Genomic DNA, 14674 nt, shown 5'->3' with positions numbered 1-14674 from the left:
GGCCTTGCCCCGCTCGGGGCCGGCGCCCCCGAAAGGTGGTGGGGCCCCAGGAACCGACGGATGGAGTGCTCCCCCCATGCCCCTGTACCCCTCACGGCGCCGGGCCGGGCGCGTCGGCGCGGTGACCGCCGCCGGGCTGGCGCTCGTACTGAGCCTGCCGGCGGTGGCGACGGCCGCCCCCGGCGACCTGGACCCCGCGTTCAGCGGCGACGGCAAGGTCATCACGGACGTGACCGGCTACGAGACCACCGGAGGCATGGTCGTACAACCGGACGGCAAGATCGTCACCATCGGCAGGGCCAACTTCGAAGAGACCTCCACCGACTTCGCGCTGGTGCGCTACAACACCGACGGCGGGCTGGATCCGAGTTTCGGCGGCGACGGCATCGTCACCACCGACTTCGACATCGGCAATGACGAGGGCGCGGCCGTGGCCCTGCAGCCCGACGGCAAGATCGTCGCCGTCGGCGGCACCGCCAACGAATCCGGCAACGGGGCCTGGCTGGCGGCCCGGTACAACACCGACGGCAGCCTGGACACCGACTTCGGTACGGGCGGCAAGGTGGTCACGGAGATCGATCCCGACGCGATCGAGACCGCCCTGGCGGTGGCCGTCCAGCCCGACGGAAAGATCGTCGCCGGTGGGGAGAGCATCGGGGTGTGGTCGCTGGCGCGCTACAACGCCAACGGCAGCCTGGACACCGGCTTCGGTGCCGGGGGCAAGGTGACCACCGAAATCGAGGGCGGTTGCTGCGACGGGGTCCAGGACCTGGCCTTGCAGCCCGACGGCAAGATCGTCGCGGCCGGGGTCAGCACCGCCGGCTTCACACTGGCCCGCTACAACGAGAACGGCAGCCTGGACACCGGCTTCGACGGTGACGGCCGAGTGATCACGGGCTTTGGATCCGCGGCCACGGGCGTGGCCCTGCAGCCCGACGGCAAGATCGTCACCGCCGGCACGGCCGGCAACGCCTTCGCGGCGGCCCGGTTCACCGCCAACGGAGCCTTCGACCCGACCTTCGACGGCGACGGTAGGGCGACCACCTCATTCGGCCCCGAATACACGTGGGCTTCGGGCATGGCGCTGCAGTCCGACGGCCGGATCGTCGCCGCCGGCCAGTACGCGGGGGATTTCGCGCTGGCGCGCTTCAACTCCAACGGCAGCCTGGACACCGGCTTCGACGGTGACGGACGGCTGACCACCGACTTCGGGACTCCCTCGGACGCGGCCGGAGCCGTGGCCCTGCAGTCCGATGGCAAGATCCTCGCCGCCGGCGTCTCCGGCAACCCCGGATCTTCCGCCGCGAACCGTGCCGTGGCCCGCTACCTGGGCGGCGGAGGCAGCGAGCCGCCGGCCCCCGTGGACGTATTGTCGGTCACCAAGTCCGGAACCACCGCAGTCAGCATCGGCGACCAGGCCACCTACACGATCCAGGTGACCAACATCAGCACCACCGCCGCCACCGGGGTCTCCCTCTCCGACACCCTCACCGGCGCCGGGGGCACGCTGCTGTCCGCCGTATCCACCCAGGGCACCTGCACGGCGGCCGCCACCAGCGCCAACTGCACCCTGGGCACCCTGGCCGCGGGCGCCCAGGCCACGGTGACGGTGGTCGCCGAACCCCGGACCACGGGCACCCTGTCCGACACGGCCACGGCGAGCTCCTCCCCGGCCGACCCCGTCCCGGGCAACAACACCGCCACGGCGACCACCACGGTCAACAACGCGCGCGGCTGCACGATCATCGGCACCAGCGGCGCGGACACCCTGACCGGGGGCTACTTCACCGACGTGGTCTGCGGCCTCAGCGGCAACGACACCATCCGGCCCGGCTACGGCAACGACACCGTCCACGCCGGCCCCGGCAACGACAACGTCGACGGAGGCTTCGGCGACGACACGCTGAACGGCAACACCGGAAACGACATCCTGACCGGCAACTACGGCAACGACGTGCTCAACACGGTCGACAACGTCTCCGGCAACGACACCGCCAACGGCGGCTACGGCACGGACACCTGCACGACCGACCCGGGCGACACGCGCGTGAGCTGCCCGTAGCGGACCCCTGCTCATCTCGGAACGCAGACAGGACCCCCGCCGGCCGGTACAGGCGGGGGTTCCTGCTGTCCGCGCCACGGTCCGCGCACGGCGGAGTTCCATGAGCCCGAAGGAGCCTGTGCGGGGTCCCCCTCGAACGGTCACGCACATGCGCTCGCCGCGCACGCGAGCACCCGCGGCCACGAGGCGTAGTGGCATCCGGCCCTGAACGGCCACCGTTAGCCCGCCTGCCGTGGAAGAGCCATTCTGGAGGAGGAGGCGGAGCGATGGCGGAAGTTGAGCAGCAAAAGACCCAGCAGGAAGAGATTGACGACGCAATCACCGCCGAGTTGGCCGACAAGGAGATCGCGTCGGCAATGGCCGACATGGTGGTTTCGGCGGACGAGCTGCGGAAGGAGCTCGGGAAGCGCACGGAAGTGATTGAAGCGGCCACATCGGCCGAACGCAGCCGCCTCCAAGAACGGGAACAGGCCTTCGGGGACATGGGCCCGCAGTTGCGCGAGATCGAAACCTCGACAATCAGACTGCTATCGATTTCGTGGCTTTTCGTCGGCGTCGGGCTGATCCTTGCCCTTGCCGTCCCGCTCTCCTACGGTCGAAATGGTCCGGACAACACCACGTGGTTCATCACGTCGATCGGCGTCGGTATGTGCGTGTCTTCCCTCGCGATCAGGCTGATGGACCGGAGAACCCGCCGTTTGCGACGTGGCCTGTCGGTGGATGGGGCCGACTACGCCTTGATGCAGAGTGGGGTGGAGACGGCCAGGCAGGACTGGAGGTCCGCACTGCGGAGAGCAGTGGCGGGGCTGCTGCGCGAGCAGATCAACCGCCGTGGCCCCTCCTACTCCCTGACGCTCGACATCGCGGAGGCCGGCGGCCTGGAGGGCATGAAGAGCCCGTTGTTCCACATCGAAGTACCGGCTGAGAAGGACGCCGATCGGCGGATCCGCATGATGCCGGGCGGGAGCATCGGAATCGCAGGTCCGCGTGGCGTCGGCAAGACCACGCTGCTGCGGCAGTTCTGCTCAAAGGAACACGCACCGCCGAGTGACTCCACGGCAGACAAACCGTCGGTTCGTGTCCTGCTGCACGCGCCGGTCAAGTACGACGCCCGGGAGTTCGTCCTGCTGCTGTTCACCAGGGTGTGTTCCGCAGTCGCACCCGAGAAGGCGGACCAGGCGCTCGTCGGCCGCGAGTGGGAGGCCCACCAGCGGCGCAGGGTCGTGGACTTGGTTGCCATGTCGGTCCTCACGTTCACCCTGGGGTGGGGAACTTTCCTGCTGGTGACCAGTCTCGCCGGGTGGAAGCTCTCGCCGAACCTCGCGCCCGCGCTCACGCTGCTCCTGGTCTCATTGGCCGGGATCCCGCTCTGGCTGATCTTCCGCAACCGCCATGGGCGGGAGCCGCCCGACGAGTTCAGCGCGAACAAGGAGAAGTACGGAGAGACCGCCGCCGAGGCTGCCGAACTGCTCCGCGGGCTTGCCTACCAGCAGTCGGTCTCCCGTACGTGGTCGGCCGGTGTGAAGACCCCGGTGGGACTGGAGGGCGGAGTCTCGACGAACGTCACGATGACCGAGAAGCCCATGGGATTCCCGGAGCTCGTGGCGAGACTCAACGAGTTCCTCCGCAAACTGGCTGTCAACAACCGGGTCTTCATCGGGATCGATGAACTGGACAAGATAGATTCCGACGATCAGGTCTATCAGTTCATCAACGACATCAAGGGGATCTTCGGCGAGCAGGAGTGCTTCTACCTGATCTCCATCTCCGATAACGCGATGAGCTCTTTCGAACGACGGGGGCTGCCCGTCCGAGATGCCTTCGACTCCTCCTTGGACACGGTGATCACCGTGTGCCCGGCCGAGCTGAGTTTGTCGCAGACCTTGATGCGCCGCTGGGTCATCGGAATGCCCGAGGCTTTCCTGTGCCTGTGCCATGTGCTCTCCGGCGGACTCCCGCGGGACCTCATCCGCGTGGCACGTGAACTCATCCTGATCGCACACAGGGACCCGACTGTGAACAAGTCGTTGGAGGCGCTCACCCGGTCGATGGTGCACGCGGATCTCACCCGGAAGGCCCTCGCGATCGAGGTGGCGGCGCAGCGACTCGACTTCGAGCCGGAGACCGGGCAGTTCATCTGCACACTCGACGAGCTGCTGACCAATGCTCCGCCACCGACCGCCCCCTCGCTTCTCCTGGCCGTGGGACGTCTTACCGACGGGCTGACCTCATCGACGGAGACCCCCGAGTTCGCCCGGTCCACCCACGACAAGTTGAACCGGCTACGCCTGGAGACGGCCGCCTACGTCTACTTCTGTGCGACGCTGATCGACACCTTCGACAACTCCCTGGTGGAGGCCGAGGTGAAACGGCTTGCCGCCGCGTCGGGCGACGGCTCCCTCGCACAGCTCGCGAAAGTCCGTTCGAGCTTCGAGGTCAACCCCAGGCTGGCCTGGGCGACCGTCTCCCGCTTCCGAAGGGCGCGCGGACTCCAGCCGAAGTCCTACCCCCTCTGACGGTCGCTCATCGCGGGAGCGCGAGGGGTGTTCAGCTGGCGGGCGGGGTGAAGTCTGTAACGTGTGCGATCTGCCATGTGTCCACGTACTGCTGCCAGCGTACGCATTTCCCGGCGCGGAAGTCCCACACGTGCGCAGCCTGTGCATTGAAGTTCCGGCTCGTCGCCTTCGCTGTGCCGTGATATCTCACCTCGGCCAGCACCGTGTCGCCGAGCCCGACGATGCGCTGCACCTCGATGCGGAAGACATTGAAGTCCTGGGGAATCCGGGCGAAGACACCCTCGGCGACGGCTTGCGGCCCGATGAACGCCTTGCCCGGCCAGTAGGGCCCGTGCTCGGCCTCATTCCATTCGACCTGCTCGTCCAGGGCTCCGAGGACCGTGTCGAAGTCACCCTTCGCAATCGCTTCATAGAGGCCCTTCACGATCGCAGCGTTGTCGGCCATGGCTCCTCCTATGCTGTTGCGCCCCACGTCAAGCGTGTGCACACCGATTTCGCGGGGGCAAGTCGGCGTCGGTGTCCGTGTAACGCGCGTGCACGTGGAGTGATGGGCGTGGGTGCGGAACGCCGCGCCATGAAATTGCGCGGAGCAGCATCAGGGCCTGGAGGGCCGGAGGCCGCCGATGAAGGCGGCCCAGGCGGGGGCGGCGCAGCGGATGCCGGGGCGGGTGGTGCCCTTGCTGTCCCGGACAGCGAGTCCTCCGTCGGTGGTCCTGGCCACCTCGACGCAGTTTCCCTGGTCGCCGCTGTAGCTGCTCTTGTGCCAAGCGATGCCGGGTGCAGTGAGGGTACGCACGGATGGTGTCCTCTCCGGGTGTGGGGTCAGGAGTGCGTCAGTCCCTTGAGGCCGTTGATGAAGGCGGCCCAGGCGGGGGCGGCGCAGCGGATGCCGGGGCGGGTGGTGTCTTTGCTGTCCCGGACAGCCCGCCCGCCGTCGGTGGCCTCCGCCACCTCGACGCAGTCGCCGCCGGAGCCGCTGTAGCTGCTCTTGTGCCACGTGATGCCGTGGGGAAGGGGGGTTCGCATCGGTCTTGTCCTCTCCAACGTGCGGCTACAGCGCCCCGCGCACGCTGGCGATCAGGTCCAGGCTGTCGTCGGGGCTCAGCGCGATGGTTCGGAGCGAATCGAAGATCAGCGTATATTCTGCCGTCTCTTCCGGGGTCTCCATGAACAGTGTTCCTGTGCGGTGTTCGACGCATACGACGTCAGAGAAGTCCCGGTTGGGGAAGCCGAAGAGGACAAACGAACCGAACAGTCCGGCGTGCGCGCCAGCTCGGTCGGGGATCACCTGCAGTTCGATGAGCGGGTGCTGCGCCATCTCGACCAGGTGGTCGAGCTGCTGGCCCATGGTTGAACGGCCTCCCACGGAAATTCGCAGCGCGGCCTCGCCTTGGATGACGGAGAGCCGTGGCGGTTTGGGCTGCTGGAGGACGCTTTGGCGCTCCATGCGCGCGGTGACCAGCGCGTCGACTTCGTCGCTGCTCAGCCCTGCCTGTGCGGCGTTGATCACGGCCCGCGCGTAATCGGCGGTCTGCAACAGGCCTGCGATCAGGTTCGATTGGAACGAGCGGATGTAGTCGGATGTCTCCTCGTATCCGATGAAGTCGGAGTAGGACGGTCGGGCCAGGCTCGCCCGCTGCACCCAGCCGGGAGCTCGTCCGCGTCGGGCGAGCGTGACCATCTCGTCAATCTGCGTGTCGCTCGTGAGGCCGTAGAACGTCAGCAGGTCCCGCAGTTCGCCGAGCGAGATCCCAAGCCGAGCGTTCTCGATGCGGTTGATCTTCGTCCTGTGGCAGCCGATGCGCTCAGCTGCTTCCTCGGGCGTTCTGCCGGCCTCCTCGCGGAACTTGACCAGGAGCGCTGCGAGCCGACGACGTCGAACAGTTGGTCTGCTCTCGGACATTGGAATCTCCCCAACTGGACTGGTGTCACAAGAGGTTACCCGCCGCAAAAGATCTTGGGACGAGTTCCAAAGAGGCGCTTGCGAATTGCGCGCGAGCGGAGGAGTCTGGGCTTGCATCACTCAAAGTGCCGACTCGGAACGGTGAGTGATGATCGGAATGTCTGCAACAGAAGACCCCCGCGACCGTGCGACCGGTCCGGGGGCATGGCCAACGCTTACCAAGGAGCGTCAACGTGCTGCATCTTATCGGGCTGGTGCCACCGCTACGGCAATGGTGGCGAAGGCAAGTGCTCGTCCTCGCGACGTACGGGATCGACCTCGGGCCCCGCGTGATCCACGGACGGGCGGTGGCGCGGTGAGCGAACAGCACGAAGTGGTGCGGCGGTGGCGGCGGGACGTGCGGGCCGTTCCGCTCGCGCGGGCCGAGCTGCGCAAGGCTCTGGCCGACTGGGGGCTCTCCGAGCTGGAGGGGGACGCCCTGCTCGTGGCCTCCGAGCTCGTCACCAACGCCGTACGGCACGCCGTCGCTCCCCGCGACCGGGGGATCGAGACCAGGTACGTGCGGCTTGAGAACGGGGTGCGGGTCGAGGTGCATGACACCAGTCCCGCTCGGCCCGTGGTCGGGGCGCCGGAGCAGGGCGATGACGGCGGGCGCGGGCTCTATCTGGTGGCGGCCGTCGCCGATCGGTGGGCCGTCGGGGAGCGGGTCGGGCCCGGGAAGCGGGTGTGGGCCGAGTTGTCCGTGAAGGCCGCGCCGTGACGGCCTGGCTGCTGACCCCCGACCGGACCGGGAGCGAGGCGATCTACGAGGTCGAGTGCACCTCCTGCCTCGCCGGGTCCGGGCCGGCCGATGACGACGACGGGCCCGCCGTATGGGCCCTGCGCCATGCCCGCCAGACCGGACACACCGGCTACCGCCGGATCGTCACCGACTTCCAGCGGGCCTTCCCGACCCCGTGACGTGTGCGTCGGCCTGCGGCCTACGGCGTCGCGTCGACGGCCCGGCGGAAACGCTGGTACGACGAGTCGCCGGACGGCAGCAGGCCGGCCCGCACCATCGCCGCACCCAGCTCCATCTCGACGTCCCCGTCCTCGCATTCCAGGCCGCACTGGATGACCTGGGCGACCATCTCGGTGGTTCCGGCCCGGAAGACCGACCCGCTGTCCGACTGGTAGAACCATGCCTCGTACACGCGCGATCCGTTGGATTCCAAGTCCCACAGTTCGCAGGAGTAGAGGGCCGCTTCGTCGTCGGGGTCGTCCGGATTCAGACGCCGCTCGGCCGGGAGGTCCTCGCCGTCGTAGGCGGCTCCGCACAGCCTGAGCTGCTCAACCTGGACGGGATCGAGCTGCTCGACCGAGGTGATCTGCCGCCTGTGGGTGAAATCAGTCATGCGTGCGGACGCTAGCACTGCCTGCTGACAGTCAGGGCGTCCGCCAGTAGGGGACGGGGACCAGGTCAGCGCGAGCGGCGGAGCAGTTCGGCCGTCTCGGCGCGCCGGTGCCAGGCGATGACGGCCAGGGGCACCATGAAGATGAACGGGGTCCCGGCGTTCTCGCCGTGCATCGCGGTGAGCTGGGTGACGAACGCGAACGCCAGGAAGACGATCAGCGCGGTCGCGGCCGGCCCGGCCAGTCGGCGGACCAGCAGGCCGACCGCTCCGGCCAGCTCGACCAGTCCGGTCAGGTACATGAACCAGTGGCCTACACCGATGGCGTCGAAAACGGTCGTGGAGGCGGGGAGCGCGAGCAGTTTGGGCAGCGCGCTGGCCAGGGCGAAGAAGAGCGCGAGCAGGATCCGCAGTGTCCAGACCTGGCCGGCACCCGCCGCTACAACGCGTGGGTGACCTCGCTGACGAGGTCGAGGCCCGCCTTCGACGCCATCCATATCGATGTCCTTTACGGCGGGACAGTGACCATGGGGCTGTGATCTCGCCGGGCGGGCGTGGTGCGGCGGAGGAGCGGGCGCGCTCCCGAGGGACCGTATTCGGAAAGCGCGCCCGCCCCCTGTTCACCGCCGCGCGGCGTAGGGCGCGACGGGGTTCTTGAGGGTGCCGATCAGCTGGAGCGCGGCGGACGGGTCGGCGAGGTCGACCATCTGCTTGTTGTTGCGCAGCTGGAGGCGGTTCAGGCAGGACAGCTGGAACTCGGGAGTGAAGAGGTCGTAGCGGGCGAAGCGCTCCGCCAGGGCCGGGACCGAGTCCTGGTAGTCGTGGGCGCAGTCGGCCACGGCCCGCCAGAAGGTTTCCTCGGTGCAGATGCCTTCCGAGACCAGGATCGAGTTCAGGAAGCGGAAGAAGCAGTCGAAGACGTCCGTGAAGATCGACAGCAGCTTCATGTCCTCCGGGATGTCGGCCTTGATGCGCTCGACGGCCGGCGGGAGCACCGCGTCGACGTCCATGATCACGATCTCTTCGGCGATGTCCTTGAAGATCGCCCGCTGAACGACGCCGTCCTTGATGACCAGGATGGTGTTCTCGCCGTGCGGCATGTAGGCGAGGTCGTACTGGTAGAAGCAGTGCAGGAGGGGGAGCAGGTAGGCGCGGAGGTAGGGCTTCAGCCACTCGGAAGGGGTGAGGCCGGATTCCTCGATCAGGGCGCCCACGAAGGACTTGCCCTCCGCGTCCACATGGAGGAGGGAGGCCATCGTGGCCAGGCGCTCCCCGTCCCGCAGCGAGTTCACCGGGGACTCGCGCCACAGCGCCGCCAGCATTTTGCGGTACGGCGAGTAGCGGTCCGTCGCGCGCTCGTACTGGCGGTGGTGGTAGCCGATCGCCGCCCGCTCGCGGATGATCGAGAAGTCCACGGACTGGAGGACGGAGTCCCCCTCGATCAGCTGGTGCAGCCAGTCGTTGATGGCCGGGGTGGCCTCCATGTAGGCGGCGGAGAGGCCGCGCATGAAGCCCATGTTGAGGACCGAGATGGCCGTCTTCACGTAGTGCTTCGTGGGGGTGGTGGTGTTGAAGAAGGTACGGATCGACTGCTGCGGGAGGTAGGCGTCCGACCCCTCGCCCAGCAGGACCAGGCGGCGGTTGGCGATCTCGGCCGCGAAGGTGACCGTCGTCTTGTTCCACCACTGCCACGGGTGGACCGGGAAGAGGTGGTAGTCCGCCAGGTCCAGGCCGAGGGCCGCCAGCTTGGCGGCGAATCCCGCGATCGCCGGCTCGCCCAGTTCCTCGCGCATGAACGAGTCGTGGTCCAGGCCCGCGCCCGCCGTGAAGGTGGACACGTCCTTGCGGGCCGCCACCCACACCAGGTGGACCGGGCTCGCCGTCTCCGGGGCGTACGAGAGGTACTCGTGCACGCTGAAGCCGAGACGGCCGTTGTTCGCGACGAAGCACGGGTGGCCCTCGGTCATGCCCGTTTCGATGTCCTGGAAGGAGGACTTGGAGAGGACCGCCGAGGAGAGCTGGGGCTTCGTGTACTTGAAGCCCGTGCCGGCCAGGGTGGAGGAGATCTCCTCCAGGTAGACCGGGAGGACCTCCGCGCTCAGGCCCAGGGCCTGCTGGAGCTCGATGTGGAAGTCGAGGGCGTCCAGTTCCTGCGGGGTGCCGTCCACATGGCGGGTGATCGAGGACTCGTCCACCGCCCAGTGGTCCAGGGCGTGGAGGGTCGCGCGGAAGCGGTACTCGACCGTGCCGTCGTCGCTGCGGACCGAGTAGAGGCCGGAATCCAGCGGCGCGGGGGTGAGGAGGCGTTCGTGGGAGAACTCCGCGAGCGCCTTGCGGACGAGGGCGCGGTTCGCCCGCGCCCACAGTTCCGGGGAGAGGTGGGACACGGCGTCGGCGAGGCTCATATCGTGGCCGCCTCGAACTGGGCGCGGGTGCAGAAGCTGAGGAGGGCTTCCTTCTCCGGCTTCTGGACGGGGCCGTCCGGGACGAAGCCGACCGCCTCGTTGAGGGCGTGGACCGCCGTGTTGCGGACGTCCGGTTCGACCACGACACGCGCGGTCGCCGGGTCGGCGAACAGGGCGGACATGACCGTGGTGATCACCGCGCGGGTGAAGCCGGTGATCGGGGTCTCGGCCGGGGCGACCAGGAAGTGCATGCCGACGTCCCCGGGCTGGGGGTCGTACAGGCCGACCAGTTCGAGCTTCGAAGGGTCGTAGCTCTCCATCAGGAAGGCCGGGCGGCCCTCGTGGAGGCCGATGAAGGCCTGGTGGTGCTCGGCGGCGGCGATGCGCATGTACTCGCGCTCGACGTCCGGGAGGGAGGCGTCCTGCATCATCCAGAACGAGGCCTTGGGGTGGGTGACCCAGCCGTGCAGGAGCTCCGCGTCCGCGAAGGGGTCCAGCGGGCGGATCGAGAAGGTGCCGAGGGCGGCGTCCTCGCGGGTGAAGAGGGTTTCCGTGGTGGTGCTCATGCTGCCGTGCCTTCCGGAACTGCGAACTGCTGGAACGCGATGGACTTCTCGACCTTGTAGTACTCGCGGCCGAGCAGCTCACCGATGATGTACGCGTTGCGGTACGCGGCCATGCCCAGGTCGGGCGAGGTGAGGGAGTGGTTGTGCGTGGTGCCGTTCTGCAGGTACACGCCGCGCCCGGTGGTGTCCACGCTGTAGTTGCGCGCGGCGTCCAGGCGGCCGTGGCCGTCGAAGACGAGGCGGTCGCGGACGGGGGAGAGGAAGTCCGGGACGGTGTACTTGTAGCCGGTCGCGAGGACGAGGCCCTCGGTGGTGAGGGAGAAGTCCCGCTCCTGCTCCTCCTGGCGCAGACCCAGGGTGTACGTGCCCGTGGTGGTGTCGTACGCCGTGGAGTTCAGGGAGGTGTTGGTGAGCAGCGTGGTCGGGACCGCGCCCGGCATGGTGATCTTCTTCTGGTAGAGCAGGTCGAAGATGGCGTTGATGAGCTCGCCGTCGATGCCCTTGAAGAGGTTCTTCTGCTGGGTTTCCAGGCGGTAGCGGGTGTCCTCCGGGAGCGCGTGGAAGTAGTCCACGTACTCGGGGGAGGTCATCTCCAGCGTCAGCTTGGTGTATTCGAGGGGGAAGAAGCGGGGTGAGCGGGTCACCCAGTTGAGCTGGTAGCCGTACGTGTCGATCTCGGCGAGGAGGTCGTAGTAGATCTCGGCGGCGCTCTGGCCCGAGCCGATCAGGGTGATGGACTTCTTCTGCTGGAGCTCGGCCTTGTGCCGCATGTACGCGGAGTTGTGCAGGAAGTCGCCGCCCAGGCCGGCGCAGGAATCGGGCACGTGCGGCGGGGTGCCGGTGCCCAGGACCAGGCGGCGGGCGAGGTGGGTCTCGCCGCGGTTGGTGTGGACCTCGTAGAGGCCGGCCGTTTCGTCGTACGTGACCTCGGTGACGGAGGTGGAGTACAGGACGTTGTCGAGCCGGTCGGCGGCCCAGCGGCAGTAGTCGTTGTACTCGGCCCGCAGCGGGTAGAAGTTCTCCCGGATGTAGAAGGAGTACAGCCGGTCCTTGTCCTTCAGGTAGCTCAGGAAGGAGAAGGGCGAGGTCGGGTCGGCGAGGGTGACCAGGTCCGACATGAACGGCGTCTGCAGGTGCGCGCCGTCCAGGAACATTCCGGCGTGCCACTCGAAGTGCGGCTTCGACTCGATGAAGAGGCCGTCGAGTTCGCCGATCGGGGCGGTCAGGCAGGCGAGTCCCAGGTTGAAGGGACCGAGGCCGATTCCGATGAAGTCGTGGGGCTTAACGGTGGACGGCAAGGGAGTCTCCCAGGAACTGCGCGGCGTGGGTGGCGAGGAGGTCGAGTACGGCCGTGATGTCGGCCGCCGTGGTCTGCGGGTTGAGCAGGGTGAACTTCAGGTACTGGTTCCCGTCCACCTTGGTGCCGGCGACGACGGCCTCACCGGAGGCGAACAGGGCCTTGCGGGCGTGCAGGTTCGCTTCGTCGACCAGGTCCGGGCGGATGTCGCCCCCCGGCACGTAGCGGAAGACCAGGGTGGAGATCTGCGGGCGGACGACGACCTCGAAGCGCGGGTCGGCGGCGATGACCTCGTACCCCGCGGCGGCCAGGTCGACGACCTCGTCGAAGAGCGAGCCGACGCCGTCGGCGCCCATGACGCGCAGGGTCATCCAGAGCTTGAGGGCGTCGAAGCGGCGCGTTGTCTGGATGGACTTGTCGACCTGGTTGGGGATGAGCTCCTCGGCCATCCGGCGCGGGTTGAGGTAGTCCGCGTGGTACGTGGCGTGCTTCATCGTGTCGCGGTCGCGGACCAGCACGGCGCTGGAGCTGACCGGCTGGAAGAAGGACTTGTGGTAGTCGACCGTCACCGAGTCGGCGTGCTCTATGCCGTCGAGGAGGTGCCGGCGGGTGGGGGAGACCAGCAGTCCGCAGCCGTACGCGGCGTCCACGTGCATCCACGCGGAGTGCTCGGCGGCCAGCTGGGCGATCTCGGGGAGCGGGTCGATGGACCCGAAGTCGGTGGTGCCGGCGGTGGCGACGACGGCCATCGGGAAGAGGCCCTCGGCGGCGCAGGCCTCCAGCTCCAGGGCGAGGACGGAGGTGTCCATGCGGCGATTGCGGTCCACCGGGACGGCGATGACGGCCTCGTAGCCGAGCCCGAGCATGGCGGCCGACTTCTTCACGCTGAAGTGGCTGGCCTCGGACGTGAAGATGCGCAGCTTCGGGAGCAGTTCGGCCTTGGTGAGCTCGCGGCCCCGCTCCATCTCCCGCTTCATGACGATGCGGCAGGCCTCGTCGCGGGCGAGCAGCAGCGCGTGGAAGTTCGACTGGCTGCCGCCGGAGGTGAAGATGCCGTCGGCGGCGGGGCCGAGGCCGATGCGCTGGGCGGCCCAGTCGATGAGGCGGCGCTCGATGAGCGTGCCGCCGATGGACTGGTCCCAGGTGTCGAGGGAGGAGTTGACGGCTGAGAGGACGGCCTCGCCGAGCACGGCCGGGATGACGACCGGGCAGTTGAGGTGGCCGAGGTAGCGCGGGTGGTGGAAGTACACCGCGTCGCGCAGGTACACGTCCTCCAGCTCGTCGAGGACGGCGGCCGGGTCTTCGAGCGGCTTGTCCAGGTCGATCCGGTTGATGACCGGGGCGAGTTCGTCGACGGAGATGCCGGTGTGAGGACGCCGCGTGCCCGCGAGTTTGGCGGCGACGCGTTCGACTCCCTCGGTGACGGAACGCCGGTAGAGGTCCGCGGTCGTCTCATTCAGCAGATGCGAGCGCATCAACTTTCCTCCGGGCAGGGAAGCGGGGGGCGGGGGGTGATGAAGTTAGGTTAGCCTAACCTAACCTCAATGACAAAGAGAGATGGGCCCCGGCCGGAAGCCGGGGCCCATCTCTCAAATGCCTTGTGCAGTACGGGAATTGACTACAGCTCGGAGGTCGGCTCCTCGCTGGGGGACTGGCCCGCGTACGCCTCGGCGAGGAGCTGCTCCTCGCTCGCGCCGAGCCGCCAGTAGCCGGTGAACCGCACCGAGCGGCGGTCGACGGATCGTTCCTGCACGAAGTGGCGGCGCGTCGCGCGCACCGTGCCCGCCTCGCCCGCCAGCCAGACGTACGGGGCTTCGGCGGCGCCGGGTTCCGCCGAGCGCAGCGCGCTCAGTACCCGCTCCGTGCGCTCGGGGCCGATGGCCGCGCCGCGCACGATCCAGGTGATGTCGGCCCGGGCGGGCGTCGACAGCGCGAGCCGGTCGTCCTCGTGCGGTACTTCGAACCAGGCCCGGACCGCCGTCCCGGACGGCAGCCGCTCCAGGATCGCGGCCGCGGCCGGCAGCGCGGTCTCGTCCGCGTACATCCAGATCGCGTCGGCGGTCGCCGGGGGCTGGAAGCGTACGGACTTGTTCTCGGCGACGGCCGGCCCGATCGCCAGGATCCGGCGGCCGGTCGCCGCCCGTCCGGCCCAGCGGGAGGCCGGCGACGCATCCCCGTGGAGTACGAAGTCGATGTCGACCTCGTCGGCGCCCTCGGGCGTCCGGCGCTGTTCGCGCACCGTGTAGGACCGCATCACCGGACGCTCCTCGTCCGGCATCCCGCGCCAGGCGCCGAACCAGGTGTCCTCGTCCGTGGACGGGAGCACGGTGTGCTCCCGGCCGTCGGGCGGCAGGAAGAGCGAGAGGCTCTGGTCGAAACCGCCCGAGCGGAAGCCCGCGGGGGACGTAACCCCGAACGTGACGCGCAGGAACGAGTGGCCGAGGCGGCGGGTGCGGAGCACTTCGAGCTCGAAGAAGCGGAAGTGGGCCGCTTCCGGTGCGGTGGTCATGCGGTGGGTCCCCCCGATGAAAGGG

General features: G+C 68.3%; 16 protein-coding genes. 5 read left to right on the top strand and 11 right to left on the bottom strand.

The window, feature by feature from the left end; translation table 11 throughout:
- The first annotated feature begins 76 nt into the window (after positions 1-76).
- Both AB0O21_RS16090 and AB0O21_RS16085 read left to right on the top strand, forming a co-directional pair.
- The gene (locus AB0O21_RS16090; protein WP_365171475.1) at positions 77-2062 is read left to right on the top strand and encodes a calcium-binding protein; all 1986 of its coding nucleotides are present in this window, start codon (positions 77-79) and stop codon (positions 2060-2062) included.
- 266 nt (positions 2063-2328) lie between these two features.
- Entirely contained in the window at positions 2329-4578 is a 2250-nt protein-coding gene (locus AB0O21_RS16085) for a hypothetical protein (protein WP_365171473.1), read from the top strand.
- Between the two features lie 31 nt (positions 4579-4609).
- On the opposite strand, the gene AB0O21_RS16080 is transcribed toward AB0O21_RS16085, so the two are convergent.
- From AB0O21_RS16080 to AB0O21_RS16065, 4 genes are all read right to left on the bottom strand, one after another.
- Positions 4610-5023 carry a nuclear transport factor 2 family protein gene (locus AB0O21_RS16080; protein ID WP_365171471.1) on the bottom strand — a complete coding sequence of 138 codons (414 nt, stop codon included), beginning with the start codon at positions 5021-5023 and terminating at the stop codon, positions 4610-4612.
- A gap of 150 nt (positions 5024-5173) precedes the next feature.
- The gene (locus AB0O21_RS16075; RefSeq protein WP_365171469.1) at positions 5174-5374 is read right to left on the bottom strand and encodes a DUF397 domain-containing protein; all 201 of its coding nucleotides are present in this window, start codon (positions 5372-5374) and stop codon (positions 5174-5176) included.
- Positions 5375-5400: 26 nt separating this feature from the next.
- Positions 5401-5604 carry a DUF397 domain-containing protein gene (locus AB0O21_RS16070; protein WP_365171467.1) on the bottom strand — a complete coding sequence of 68 codons (204 nt, stop codon included), beginning with the start codon at positions 5602-5604 and terminating at the stop codon, positions 5401-5403.
- A gap of 25 nt (positions 5605-5629) precedes the next feature.
- Entirely contained in the window at positions 5630-6481 is an 852-nt protein-coding gene (locus AB0O21_RS16065; protein WP_365171465.1) for a helix-turn-helix transcriptional regulator, read from the bottom strand.
- A gap of 355 nt (positions 6482-6836) precedes the next feature.
- Here AB0O21_RS16065 and AB0O21_RS16060 point away from each other — a divergent pair, with 355 nt between their 5' ends.
- The gene (locus AB0O21_RS16060) at positions 6837-7241 is read left to right on the top strand and encodes an ATP-binding protein (protein WP_365171463.1); all 405 of its coding nucleotides are present in this window, start codon (positions 6837-6839) and stop codon (positions 7239-7241) included.
- A complete protein-coding gene (locus AB0O21_RS16055; RefSeq protein WP_365171461.1) occupies positions 7238-7441 on the top strand; it encodes a hypothetical protein in 204 nt (67 codons plus the stop codon). Before AB0O21_RS16060 ends, AB0O21_RS16055 begins: the two co-directional genes overlap by 4 nt.
- Positions 7442-7461: 20 nt before the next feature.
- Here the strand turns inward: AB0O21_RS16055 and AB0O21_RS16050 are convergent, their stop codons facing one another.
- Both AB0O21_RS16050 and AB0O21_RS16045 read right to left on the bottom strand, forming a co-directional pair.
- Positions 7462-7875 (bottom strand): hypothetical protein, encoded by a 414-nt coding sequence (locus tag AB0O21_RS16050; protein WP_365171459.1) that lies wholly within the window; start codon positions 7873-7875, stop codon positions 7462-7464.
- 65 nt (positions 7876-7940) lie between these two features.
- Complete coding sequence (locus AB0O21_RS16045; protein ID WP_365171687.1) at positions 7941-8234, bottom strand: DoxX family protein; 294 nt, start codon at positions 8232-8234, stop codon at positions 7941-7943.
- Between AB0O21_RS16045 and AB0O21_RS16040 the strand changes: the two genes are divergently transcribed.
- Positions 8181-8411 (top strand): hypothetical protein, encoded by a 231-nt coding sequence (locus AB0O21_RS16040; protein ID WP_365171699.1) that lies wholly within the window; start codon positions 8181-8183, stop codon positions 8409-8411. The two genes, AB0O21_RS16045 and AB0O21_RS16040, sit on opposite strands and share 54 nt — an antisense overlap.
- An 81-nt stretch (positions 8412-8492) precedes the next feature.
- Here the strand turns inward: AB0O21_RS16040 and AB0O21_RS16035 are convergent, their stop codons facing one another.
- The 5 genes from AB0O21_RS16035 to AB0O21_RS16015 form a co-directional block, all read right to left on the bottom strand.
- Positions 8493-10277, bottom strand: a complete 1785-nt coding sequence (locus AB0O21_RS16035) for an IucA/IucC family siderophore biosynthesis protein (RefSeq protein WP_365171457.1) — start codon at positions 10275-10277, stop codon at positions 8493-8495.
- Complete coding sequence (locus tag AB0O21_RS16030; protein WP_365171455.1) at positions 10274-10843, bottom strand: GNAT family N-acetyltransferase; 570 nt, start codon at positions 10841-10843, stop codon at positions 10274-10276. Before AB0O21_RS16030 ends, AB0O21_RS16035 begins: the two co-directional genes overlap by 4 nt.
- Positions 10840-12141: a SidA/IucD/PvdA family monooxygenase gene (locus AB0O21_RS16025; protein WP_365171453.1), complete on the bottom strand. Its 1302-nt coding sequence runs from the start codon at positions 12139-12141 to the stop codon at positions 10840-10842. Before AB0O21_RS16025 ends, AB0O21_RS16030 begins: the two co-directional genes overlap by 4 nt.
- Positions 12125-13615 carry an aspartate aminotransferase family protein gene (locus tag AB0O21_RS16020; RefSeq protein ID WP_365171451.1) on the bottom strand — a complete coding sequence of 497 codons (1491 nt, stop codon included), beginning with the start codon at positions 13613-13615 and terminating at the stop codon, positions 12125-12127. Before AB0O21_RS16020 ends, AB0O21_RS16025 begins: the two co-directional genes overlap by 17 nt.
- Positions 13616-13758: 143 nt before the next feature.
- The gene (locus tag AB0O21_RS16015; RefSeq protein ID WP_365171449.1) at positions 13759-14649 is read right to left on the bottom strand and encodes a siderophore-interacting protein; all 891 of its coding nucleotides are present in this window, start codon (positions 14647-14649) and stop codon (positions 13759-13761) included.
- Between the last annotated feature and the right edge of the window lie 25 nt (positions 14650-14674).

Source organism: Streptomyces sp. NPDC091371 (assembly GCF_040684275.1).
GTDB lineage: Bacteria > Actinomycetota > Actinomycetes > Streptomycetales > Streptomycetaceae > Streptomyces.
The sequence above is the reverse complement of the archived record's forward strand: the minus strand, read 5'-3'. Positions and strand labels throughout refer to the sequence as shown.

Bases quoted from the DNA above. Each gene is read 5' to 3' on its own strand.
- AB0O21_RS16030 (WP_365171455.1), bottom strand. From the start codon at position 10,843: ATGAGCACCACCACGGAAACCCTCTTCACCCGCGAGGACGCCGCCCTC.
- AB0O21_RS16015 (WP_365171449.1), bottom strand. From the start codon at position 14,649: ATGACCACCGCACCGGAAGCGGCCCACTTCCGCTTCTTCGAGCTCGAA.
- AB0O21_RS16050 (WP_365171459.1), bottom strand. From the start codon at position 7,875: ATGACTGATTTCACCCACAGGCGGCAGATCACCTCGGTCGAGCAGCTC.
- AB0O21_RS16070 (WP_365171467.1), bottom strand. From the start codon at position 5,604: ATGCGAACCCCCCTTCCCCACGGCATCACGTGGCACAAGAGCAGCTAC.
- AB0O21_RS16020 (WP_365171451.1), bottom strand. From the start codon at position 13,615: ATGCGCTCGCATCTGCTGAATGAGACGACCGCGGACCTCTACCGGCGT.
- AB0O21_RS16080 (WP_365171471.1), bottom strand. From the start codon at position 5,023: ATGGCCGACAACGCTGCGATCGTGAAGGGCCTCTATGAAGCGATTGCG.
- AB0O21_RS16085 (WP_365171473.1), top strand. From the start codon at position 2,329: ATGGCGGAAGTTGAGCAGCAAAAGACCCAGCAGGAAGAGATTGACGAC.
- AB0O21_RS16035 (WP_365171457.1), bottom strand. From the start codon at position 10,277: ATGAGCCTCGCCGACGCCGTGTCCCACCTCTCCCCGGAACTGTGGGCG.
- AB0O21_RS16090 (WP_365171475.1), top strand. From the start codon at position 77: ATGCCCCTGTACCCCTCACGGCGCCGGGCCGGGCGCGTCGGCGCGGTG.
- AB0O21_RS16065 (WP_365171465.1), bottom strand. From the start codon at position 6,481: ATGTCCGAGAGCAGACCAACTGTTCGACGTCGTCGGCTCGCAGCGCTC.